Here is a 10492-nt window from a genome sequence, read left to right as displayed (position 1 = left end):
CCATCGCCTCTGATTTAAATAAAGAAGGCGTGCCCTGCCCTTCAGGCAAAACATGGGGACAATCGACGATCAACGGTAACCGCAGGCGCGGCACCGGAATATTGAACAATCATTTATACGTTGGTGAGCTGATCTGGAACCGCCAAAGATTTATTAAAGATCCGTCTACGGGTCGGCGCGTGCCCCGGTTTAACCCTGAATCCGAATGGATTCGTAAAGAACTGCCTGAGCTTAGAATTATATCCCAAGATTTATGGGATGCCGTAAAGGCCAAACAAAAAACCTTGGACCAGAAAAGAGGCCCTTTAAATGCAAAAAAACGCCCGCAATATCTCCTTTCAGGGTTATTGGTCTGCGGAGAATGTTCCGGCGGATTTTCAAAAGTGAATACTGATAGGTATGGCTGTTCAACAGCAAGAAATAAAGGGGATTGCGTTTGCTCCAACAAAAAAACCATTAAGGCCAGTCTATTGGAAGATACGGTGCTTAATGCCCTTGAAACACATCTTATGCGTGATGATCTTGTTCAGGTCTTCTGTGAAGAATACAAAAAGCACATAAACCTCCTAAGATCAGAGCAACAAGCCGCTTTAAAAAAACATGAAACGGAACTTTCCAAGCTGGATAAAGAAAAAAGCAACTTAATTCAGGCCCTCAAAGATGGCGTGCCCGCCAATCTCATTAAAGATGACCTGGAAAAGATATCTGAAAAACAAACAGAATTAAAAAATCTGATTAAAACGCAGAGCAATGACATCCGCCCCATTTTCATCCGTCAATGGCGCTTCGTTACAGAAAAGCCATTAACGGACTTAAAACGGCGTTAAAAGACGGCAATGAAGGAGAAGCCAAGCAACATGTCAGAGCTTTAATTGATAAAATAGTACTCACACAGAAAAAAGACGGTAAAGAGCTATCAATAGATCTTTACGGTGATTTGGCTGGAATTTTAAAGATTGCTTCGAAAGGAGATCCTATGAAAGAAACGGCCCAAAAACCAAGAAGGCTCGCCAAGCCTGTTGTCAATGACAATCTACTTAACGAGCCGTCTATTAAGATGGTAGCGGGGAAAGGATTTGAACCAATGACCTTCGGGTTATGAGCCCGACGAGCTACCAGACTGCTCCACCCCGCAACAATATTGGATATATATAGGTCAAAGGTGATTTCGAGTCAAGTTAAATTTTCATCGAATTCAAACATTTTTCATAATGCATTGTTTTAGTTCATCAATTGAAGCCGTTGCCGTTCCGACTTTGGCCACAACGATACCAGCCGCCAAATTGGCCAACCCGGCAGCCGCTTCAAACGTGGCACCTGATGCCAATCCCAGACCTAAAAGAGAGATAACCGTATCTCCGGCTCCGGACACGTCAAAGACCTGCCTTGCTTTGGATGCAATGGCGACAGCCGGCTTTCCGGTTTCATAGAGAACCATACCTGCCTTTCCGCAGGTAATAATAAGTTTTTCAAGCCCGGCCAGGGCCATGATCTTTGCTGCTGCCTTTTCCATCTCTTCTGAAGTTTGAATCTGCATACCGGCTGCAATTGCGGCTTCTTTTTTATTAGGGGTCAAAACAGTTACCCCCATGTATTTGGAAAAATCCATGGACTTGGGATCTGCCAGGGTCATCACACCTGATTTCTTTGCCAGTTCAACAATACGGGCTACAAGCTCACGGGTTACAAGGCCTTTATCATAATCTGAAATTATAACAAGATCCATTTTGCCTATGTAGCCGGCAATAATCCTGGTTAATGCGTCAAGCGTATGGGCGCTTATCCGGTGCCTGACTTCCCTGTCGATTCGAAGCATCTGCTGACTGGCTGCAATGATTCTGATTTTCCGTGTTGTGGGACGGTCCGGCTCACTGATTACCCCTGTGACATCAACGTTCAAGGCTTCAAGCTTTTTTAAAACATCACGACCAGCCGGCCCTCTACCCACAGTACCCATGGCAAAAACCTTTGCCCCCATGGCTGAAAGGTTATTTATAACATTGCCGGCTCCGCCCAGTGTATGGCTTTCCTTTTCCACCGCCACCACAGGCACAGGCGCCTCCGGTGAAATCCTGTCAACCCGTCCCCACAGGTACTCATCAAGCATTAAGTCCCCGATGACAAGCACTTGCAGATCTTTAAATGTATCAATGTTTATCATTCAGTTTGCCAGAAGATTAGTAAGCATAACCTTAAGTTCGTCATAGGAGCGGGTAATGGGGATATCAGGAAAAACCTTGGTAATGGATTCAGGAGGCTTAAAGAAAAAGCCCTGGTCTGCCGCCAGGATCATACCGGTATCATTGTAGGAATCTCCAAATGCAATGACATGATAGTTCAGGCCTTGAAGGGCTTTAACAGCCCGAGCTTTCTGATTATCGATTCTCAGATTGTATCCGGTAATCCGGTTTGTTGCGTCCACAGTCAGGTTATGACAAAGGAGCGCAGGAAAGCCCAGTTTTTCCATAAGCGGCCCTGCAAACTCTTCAAAGGTATCGGACAGGATAATAATCTGGGTCTGCTTCCGGATCCAGTCCAGCATCTGCTTTGCGCCGTCAAGGGGATCAAGACCTGCAATAACGCCCTGTATATCCTTAAGTGTCAGATGATGCTCATCAAGTATGGACAGACGCTTGGTCATAAGCACATCATAATCGCTGATATCCCGGGTGGTCAGTTTAAGTTCCTCAATCCCGGTTTTTTTCGCTACATTGATCCAGATTTCAGGCAAAAAAACCCCTTCCAGATCGGCAACAAGTATTTTCATTCCTTTAGCCCTTTTTGTTTTGTTTATTCTGTCTTGTTGATTCTATTTATGCTATGACTTTTACCCCGGATACCGGGATATAGAATACTAAAAAAACGACTGAACCCTACTCCGTATCATCATCTTCAATGCGGATAATAACGGGTTCTCCCACCACGCAGTCGGTTTGAACAATCTTGGCAAGGGCCGCCTGAACCCTGCTTTCCCTGGCCAGGTGAGTCAGCATGACAATCGGTACCTGACCATGGGCATTGCGCCCTTTTTGATGGACAGATTTGATACTGATGTCGTTTTCACCCAGAATTCCTGAAATGGTGGACAGAACCCCCGGATGGTCCTGGGCCTCAAAGCGCAGATAATACCGGGTGGACAACTGGGCCATGGGCAGAATAGGTATTTTTTGAATATTTTCCTCGGGATACCCCAAAGTCGGGACCCTGCGCCGGGTACCGGAAATGATATTTCTTGCTATATCGGCTACATCCGAAAGGACAGCCGAGGCTGTGGGCATCATGCCTGCCCCATGACCGTAAAGCATGGTTTGGCCTGTGGCGTCTGCATCAATGGCAATGGCATTCATGGAATGATCCACATGGGACAACGGATTGGAGCAGGGAATCATGGTGGGATGTACCCGGGCTTCAACATGGTTCTCATGTTTTTTTCCGATAGCAAGCAGTTTAATGGTATAGCCAAAGTCTCTTGCAAACCAGATATCTGCCGGACCTATGTTCCGGATACCTTCCACATGGATATCATCAAGGTTGATTTTCATACCATGGGCCAGGGCATTTAATATGGCAAGTTTATGGGCCGTATCATATCCGTCCACATCCAGGGATGGCTCAGCCTCGGCAAAACCCAGCTCCTGAGCCTTTTTTAAGGCATCTGCAAACCGGGAACCATCCCGGGTCATCTTGCTTAGGATATAATTGCAGGTCCCGTTGAGGATTCCGCACATGGCATGAATGTCGTTGGCGACCAAAGATTCCCTCAGGCTTTTTATGACAGGCATGCATCCCCCGCAGGAAGCTTCAAATGCCAAATCAACCTGATTCTTTCCGGCAATGCTGACCAGTTCATTACCAAAACCTGCCAGAAGTGCCTTGTTTGCAGTCACCACATGCTTTTTGTTTTCCAGGGTTTTAAAAATAAAATTTTTTGCTACGGTTTCCCCGCCGATAAGCTCCACAATAATGTCAATGTCAGGGTCATTAATAACCGATGCGGCATCGGTTGTTAATTGGGTCCCTGTTAAATCAACACCCCGGTCCGTTGTGATATCAAGGTCAGCAATGGTTTTAAGATTCAGACAGGCACCGATCCGGGATTCAAGCAGTTCTTTTTTCTCCTTGAGCAATTTTGCCACGCCTGCTCCGACTACACCGAATCCAAGTAAGCCGATATGGATTGTTTTCATGAAGATATTTTCTCCAAAATAAGTCCTGTGTTTAAAATCACCACTTAATACTTCATCCAGGTATCTCTTGTCAAAAAGCTTTTGACTTTTTACAGGCTTTAGGCGTATGATTAACAATTTTAAAGGTATTTATAGATCTTTTAAGATGCCATAGGTGAGATAAGATGAATGACTCTTTGACATATGCGGATTCCGGCGTTGATATTGATAAAGCCACCCGGCTGGTAGACCGGATAAAAGACATTGCCAAATCCACCCCACGGGCCGGTGTCATGGGTGAAATCGGTGGTTTCGGCGGACTTTTTTCCCTGAATCTGACCAATATTTCCAACCCGGTACTGGTCAGTTCCACAGACGGCGTGGGCACCAAGCTGAAAATCGCGTTCCAGATGGACCAACACGACACCATAGGCATAGACCTTGTGGCCATGTGCGTCAACGATATCATTGTCCAGGGGGCCAAGCCCTTATTTTTACTGGATTATCTTGCCATGGGCAAACTGGATAACAGCGTGGCTGAAAAGATCATTGAAGGTATTGCCAAAGGCTGCACCCAGGCCGGCTGTGCGCTGATCGGCGGAGAAACCGCTGAAATGCCCGGCCTGTACCAGGAAGGCGAATATGATCTGTCCGGCTTTAGTGTGGGCATCGTTGACAATGACAAAATTATTGACGGCTCATATATCCGTCCGGGGCACAAACTTATCGGCATTGCCTCTTCAGGTGTCCATTCCAATGGATTTTCTTTAGTGCGCAAGGTTTTTTTTGACAAATGCGGGTATGACGTCAATACCCGGCTGGCCGATCTGAATACCACCCTTGGAGAAGAACTGCTCAAACCCACCATCATCTATGTATCCACCATTCTAAATCTGCTACGCGATCTGCCTGTTCACGGCCTGGTTCATATCACAGGCGGCGGCATAGATGAGAACATCATCCGGGTCATTCCCCAGGCATGCAAGGCTGTTATCCACAAAGGCTCATGGCAGATTCCGCCCATATTCAACATCATCCAGCGGGAAGGCAATGTGCCGGAACATGACATGCACAGGACCTTTAACAACGGCATCGGCATGGTGGTGGTGGTCCCTGAAAAATCCGTCCAGGAAGTCTTGGACAGACTGGGTGCCATGGAAGAAAAAGCTTATTTCATAGGTGAAATCCTGGAAAGGGAAAACAACGAGATCCAGACCTGGTATGTCTGATTGTTCTTCCGGATACTAAACCATGCGCATTCTCGGGATTGAATCCTCCTGCGACGAAACTGCGGCTGCAGTCGTGGAAGACGGTGTGCGCATTCGGTCTTCTGTTGTCTCCTCCCAGGTGTCCACCCACGCCATATACGGTGGTGTGGTGCCGGAACTTGCATCACGTATGCACCTTGAGGCCATAGACCCGGTAATAAACCAAGCCCTTACACAAGCCGGTGTCAGCTTAGATGATATTGACGGCATTGCCGCCACCCAGGGTCCCGGGCTGATCGGCGCACTTATAGTGGGCTTTTCCTATGCCAAGGCCCTGGCCTGGGCACGGAATCTGCCTCTGGCCGGCGTTAACCACCTTGAAGCCCATATCTGCTCTTTACAGCTTTTGGATAATCCCCCCAGGTTTCCGTTCATCTGCCTTGTGGTATCAGGCGGACACACCAATCTCTATCATGTAAAAGGACCCGGCGCATTCACCCTTATAGGCCAGACCCGGGATGATGCGGCAGGAGAAGCCTTTGACAAGGTAGCCAAAATGATGGGGTTAAGCTATCCGGGAGGGCCTGCCATCGAAGCACTGGCAAAAAAAGGGGACCCTGAAAAAATCAAATTTCCCAGAAGCATGCTTGGAAAAGACAACTTTGACTTCAGCTTCAGCGGACTTAAATCTGCGGTGGCCCGGCACCTTCATGAAAACCCCGATATGAGATCGGATATGAGCGGAATTCAGCCTGCCCATGTGGCAGCCGGATTCCAAATGGCTGTCATTGATGTGCTGTCCACCAAACTAATTGCCGCAGCCATGGATAAAAACTGTTCTATCATTGGCATTGCAGGCGGGGTCTCCGCCAACCAAACGTTTGTAAAAAGCCTTGCCCAAAGAGCCGCACGATATAAAATCAAAATATTTTCCCCCCCCTTGTCTCTATGTGGAGATAATGCTGCCATGATTGCAGCCAGGGGTTGGGAAATGATACGGAACAACCAGATATGCGGCCTTGAAGATGATGTCTATTCCCGGGTAAAATCCGTGGTTCCTGTTGTTTGAACGCAAAGTCACCCATCTGCGTCTTGCATATAGGTAACTTTGCGTCCAAACTCGGATTTCTGTTCAGGCACAAACTAAATATCGAACAAGAAACTTTTCCTTGGTTGATAAAATCCTTTTCACACAGGTTCGGCCTGATTCAAACAATTCCCTGTCCTTTTCAAGATATCGCATCACGGCGTCCCTGGCATCAGCGATATTGGGTCCGGCGTGGCAGACAAGCGCCATGTCGATTTGTGCGGTCATGATCTTGTGAATACAGGTATCCATATCATGGCTGATGGCCTTCATGTCAAGATCGTCGGTCATGACAAGGCCCTGGTATCCCATAGTCTGTCGCAAAAGATCATATGCAATAGTTTTGGACAAACTGGCCTGCCAGTCCGGATCCAGTTTGGGATACAAGATATGGGACAGCATGATCCCTGAAACCTGTGCTTGTTTTGCGGCTTCAAAAGGGACCAGATCGGTTTGTTTCATCTCGGACAATTCCGCGTCCAGTTCAGGCAGAAAAAAATGGGAATCCTTTACTGTTCGGCCAATGCCTGGAAAATGTTTGGCCACAGCCATGATACCAGCCTTTTGAAGTCCCTGGATCACCGCAGTGCCCAGTTGGGACACACGGTTTGCATCCCCTTTAAACACCCGGTCCTTCATGATGGAATCCACACCCGGCGGAGCCACGTCCATAACCGGAGCCATGTTCATGTTAATTCCCATTCCAGACAGCTCTGATGCTGTAATCCGGGCAAACTCCCGGGCGTGTTCAAGGGTTGCCATATGGGGGTTGCCGGGAAATTCGGTAAAGGGTTTGCGCAGCCTTGCCACCTGCCCGCCTTCCTGGTCCACGGCAACAAACAGATCCGGCAAACCTTGATCCAGTGCATATTTTCGGGCATCCATGCACAAACGGCGCAACTGGTCCGCAGATTCAATATTGGGCTGGAACAGGATAATTCCCCCTGCCCTGTATTCCTTTATCAGATGCTTTAATTCTGCATTAAGGGTGTGACCGTTAAACCCAAGCATCAGACGCTGGCCAGCCAGATCCGCTATTGATTGAAAATTAAATTGAATCATATCTGTACACCCTGCAAATGCTGTTCAAGGGTTAATATTTCCGGCATGTACTGGTAAATGGGTTTCCACCTGGACATGCTGTTCAATTCAATACCGTTATATATGATTGAAACAGGTCTGTCAGCAGAAACGACAGTCACTATCACTTTTGATGTTGTGGCGGAAAATCTCAATGCAGAATTGCACCTGGCACCCCGGGCCATGTTTTCCCAGGTAGCGGACTGCTCGTGCAGAAGACAGCCGAATCCGCGGATTTTGGCAAGTTTTTTTACATGCCGGGTGTTGTAAAAACAGGTAAGGACTGGTAATTAACTAAAAACTGTTAAGGAGGCAATGAATAATGATAAAACTATTTCCACGGATTTGTGCGGTTGTGCTAATTGTTGTCGGGGCCACAGTGTTATGCCATGCCCAGACCGCGTATGTCTCTGATATACTCATTCTCACATTCAGGCAGGGGCCGGGCCCTGGCTACCCTGTGATCTCCGCGTTAAAAAGCGATACCCCTGTAACCATAATTGAAGAAAGCAAAGGCTACCTTAAAGTGGAACTTTCATCCGGGGAACAGGGATGGGTGGACAAAAACTATATTGTAACAGATCCACCCAAATCAATAATTATAAACCAGTTAAAAAAAGAAAATGCCGCCCTTGAAGACAAAATCAGGGCATTGACGGACCAGGCAGGCCAAAGCCTGTCCGGTACTGCCAAAATAAATACGGATCAAAACACAGACATGGGTGCAGACCAGGCCGCCATGGAACAGCTTAAAAAAGAAAACCTGGTCCTGACCCAAAGCCTTGAAACTTTAAAATCACAATATACTGCGCTTAAGACCGCATCTGCCAATGTAGCCGCCACGTTAGAGGAAAACAATCGCCTTAAAACCCAGATTTCCTCTTTGTCCGCCACGCTTGCCCAGCAAAAGGAAAATGGTGGATTCATGTTTAAAACCGACATGATTAAATGGTTTGTGGCCGGTGTAGGCGTGCTTCTCCTTGGCTGGGTTATTGGTCTGAGCATATCTTCCAGGCGGGGCGGTATAGGCTCTTTGCTGGACTGATTCTTTTCCGCCAACCCGGCATATCATAAGGAGAACGTCTTGTCTGACTCGAGCGTTTATGGAAAAAAAATATGGACACAATCTTACGCCCAAGGCGTTCCCCAGCATGTTGACTATCAGGATATTCTGATTCCCCAGTATCTTGAACGATCGGTTAAAGCCGTCCCCGATAACCCGGCCCTGATCTTCCAGGGCTATACCCTGACCTTTACGCAGCTCAATGACATGGTTTGCAGATTTGCCGCAGCCCTGAAAGCGTTTGATATAAAAAAACGGGACAAGGTGGCCATTCTGCTGCCCAATGTCATCCCCTGCGTGGTCGCCTATTATGCAACATTAAAAATCGGCGGCATTGTTGTATTTAATAATCCGCTTTACGCAGACAGGGAACTTGAACACCAGTTCACGGACTCTGACGCCACATTTTTGATCACCCTGGATCTTTTAGCGGACCGCATGGTAAAACTGCGGGAAAAAACAGACATTACAACCATTGTGTATACATCCATTGGCGATTATCTTCCCTTTGTCAAACGCCTGCTTTTCCCCCTGGTGGCAAAAAAAAAAGGCCTGGCCAAAGATGTTGCCCCTGCACCCAACCTGTATAAATTCAAGGATGTCATTGCCCAATATGCCCCGGACACCCGTCAGGCAAAAGTCGCCATGGACGATGAGGCCATGTACCAGTATACCGGCGGTACCACAGGTGTTTCCAAGGGCGTAATACTCACCCACAGAAATATCTCTTACCAGGTCCAGCAACTTGAAGCCTGGTTCCCCGCGTTTGAGAAAGACAAGGAAACGATGCTGGGCGCCCTTCCCTTCTTCCATGTATTTGGCATGTCCACATCCATGAACTTTGCCATCAAAATGGGGTGGAGCAATGTACTGGTGCCCAAACCCCAGCCCGGGCCGCTTCTGGAAGCCATCTCCAAATTCAAAGTATCCTTTGCCCCCCTGGTGCCCACCATGTACATCGGCATGCTGGACCATCCGAATATGGAAACGACGGATCTAAGTTCAATAAAGGGCTGTTTTTCCGGATCTGCCCCCCTGCCGGTGGATGTGATCAACAATTTTCAGAAAAAAACCGGCGGCGTTATCGTGGAAGGCTTTGGCCTGACCGAATCCACGCCGGTCACCCATATCAATCCCTTCCACGGAAAGCGGGTTGTGGGCAGTATCGGGCTGCCCATCTCTGACACGGTCTGCAAAATTGTGGATCTTGAAGACAATACCAGGCAGATGCCCATAGGAGAGCCTGGTGAACTTCTTATCAAGGGCCCTCAGATTATGAAAGGCTATCTGAACCGGCCCGATGCCACAGCCAAGACCATCACAGAAGACGGTTTTCTATGCACAGGGGACGTTGCCAGAATGGACGAAAACGGCTATTTCTATATTGTTGACCGCATAAAAGACATGATTCTCTCCGGCGGTTACAATGTCTACCCCAGGGAAATTGACGAAGTGCTGTTTGAGCATCCCAAAATTCTTGAAGCCTGTGCCGTTGGTATTCCCCACCCCAAACGCGGTGAAGCAGTCAAAGCGTTTGTCATCCTCAAGCAAGGAGAGATCATGACCGAGAAGGAAGTCATTGACTATTGCGGCACCAAGCTTGCCAAGTATAAACTGCCCGTGGTCGTGGAATTCAGAGACGAGCTGCCGAAATCCAATGTTGGTAAAGTGTTAAGGAAAGATTTAAGGGCCGAAGAGCTGAATAAAATAAAAAGAGCTGAATAAGATAAACAACGCCTTTGGATTTCCAGGTTTATGGCTTCAATGTCATAAAGTTAACGGCAAGGTTTTAAATTCATATGATGCTCCCTTTTGGCAACTTTATGTTTTCGTTCAAATTTACGCCCAGGTCTAATCGGTTCTGTTGCTCCCATAAAAAGTGTATGAA

9 protein-coding genes and 1 tRNA gene are annotated in these 10492 nt (G+C 47.6%); 5 read left to right on the top strand and 5 right to left on the bottom strand.

The window, feature by feature from the left end; genetic code table 11:
• A partial coding sequence (locus tag AB7U36_RS10970; protein WP_428159817.1) for a recombinase family protein occupies positions 1-827 on the top strand: 827 nt, incomplete at its 5' end.
• 231 nt (positions 828-1058) lie between these two features.
• Here the strand turns inward: AB7U36_RS10970 and AB7U36_RS10965 are convergent.
• From AB7U36_RS10965 to AB7U36_RS10950, 4 genes are all read right to left on the bottom strand, one after another.
• Positions 1059-1135 (bottom strand) — tRNA-Met (locus AB7U36_RS10965).
• A 60-nt stretch (positions 1136-1195) separates the two neighbouring features.
• Positions 1196-2161, bottom strand: coding sequence for a D-glycero-beta-D-manno-heptose-7-phosphate kinase (gene rfaE1 / locus AB7U36_RS10960; RefSeq protein ID WP_428159816.1), 966 nt, complete (start codon positions 2159-2161; stop codon positions 1196-1198).
• Positions 2162-2767 (bottom strand): bifunctional phosphoserine phosphatase/homoserine phosphotransferase ThrH, encoded by a 606-nt coding sequence (gene thrH, locus AB7U36_RS10955; RefSeq protein ID WP_428159815.1) that lies wholly within the window; start codon positions 2765-2767, stop codon positions 2162-2164.
• Between the two features lie 106 nt (positions 2768-2873).
• A complete protein-coding gene (locus tag AB7U36_RS10950) occupies positions 2874-4187 on the bottom strand; it encodes a homoserine dehydrogenase (RefSeq protein ID WP_428159814.1) in 1314 nt (437 codons plus the stop codon).
• 164 nt (positions 4188-4351) lie between these two features.
• Here AB7U36_RS10950 and purM point away from each other — a divergent pair, with 164 nt between their 5' ends.
• Together purM and tsaD are read left to right on the top strand one after the other, a co-directional pair.
• Entirely contained in the window at positions 4352-5395 is a 1044-nt protein-coding gene (purM, locus tag AB7U36_RS10945; RefSeq protein WP_428159813.1) for a phosphoribosylformylglycinamidine cyclo-ligase, read from the top strand.
• Between the two features lie 22 nt (positions 5396-5417).
• Positions 5418-6443: a tRNA (adenosine(37)-N6)-threonylcarbamoyltransferase complex transferase subunit TsaD gene (gene tsaD, locus AB7U36_RS10940; protein ID WP_428159812.1), complete on the top strand. Its 1026-nt coding sequence runs from the start codon at positions 5418-5420 to the stop codon at positions 6441-6443.
• A 63-nt stretch (positions 6444-6506) separates the two neighbouring features.
• Here tsaD and nagZ read toward each other — a convergent pair whose 3' ends face one another.
• Positions 6507-7523 carry a beta-N-acetylhexosaminidase gene (gene nagZ, locus AB7U36_RS10935; protein WP_428159811.1) on the bottom strand — a complete coding sequence of 339 codons (1017 nt, stop codon included), beginning with the start codon at positions 7521-7523 and terminating at the stop codon, positions 6507-6509.
• A gap of 340 nt (positions 7524-7863) precedes the next feature.
• Here nagZ and AB7U36_RS10930 point away from each other — a divergent pair, with 340 nt between their 5' ends.
• Positions 7864-8586 carry a TIGR04211 family SH3 domain-containing protein gene (locus tag AB7U36_RS10930; protein ID WP_428159810.1) on the top strand — a complete coding sequence of 241 codons (723 nt, stop codon included), beginning with the start codon at positions 7864-7866 and terminating at the stop codon, positions 8584-8586.
• Positions 8587-8625: 39 nt separating this feature from the next.
• A complete protein-coding gene (locus AB7U36_RS10925; protein WP_428159809.1) occupies positions 8626-10329 on the top strand; it encodes a long-chain-fatty-acid--CoA ligase in 1704 nt (567 codons plus the stop codon).
• Positions 10330-10492: the final 163 nt, after the last annotated feature.

It is taken from the genome of Desulfobacter sp., assembly GCF_050177295.1.
Note: the sequence above shows the minus strand (reverse complement) of the source record. Positions and strands in the feature narration are given on the sequence as shown.

Coding starts and splice junctions, on each gene's coding strand:
- rfaE1 (WP_428159816.1), bottom strand. CDS start 2,161: ATGATAAACATTGATACATTTAAAGATCTGCAAGTGCTTGTCATCGGG.
- thrH (WP_428159815.1), bottom strand. CDS start 2,767: ATGAAAATACTTGTTGCCGATCTGGAAGGGGTTTTTTTGCCTGAAATC.
- AB7U36_RS10950 (WP_428159814.1), bottom strand. CDS start 4,187: ATGAAAACAATCCATATCGGCTTACTTGGATTCGGTGTAGTCGGAGCA.
- purM (WP_428159813.1), top strand. CDS start 4,352: ATGAATGACTCTTTGACATATGCGGATTCCGGCGTTGATATTGATAAA.
- tsaD (WP_428159812.1), top strand. CDS start 5,418: ATGCGCATTCTCGGGATTGAATCCTCCTGCGACGAAACTGCGGCTGCA.
- nagZ (WP_428159811.1), bottom strand. CDS start 7,523: ATGATTCAATTTAATTTTCAATCAATAGCGGATCTGGCTGGCCAGCGT.
- AB7U36_RS10930 (WP_428159810.1), top strand. CDS start 7,864: ATGATAAAACTATTTCCACGGATTTGTGCGGTTGTGCTAATTGTTGTC.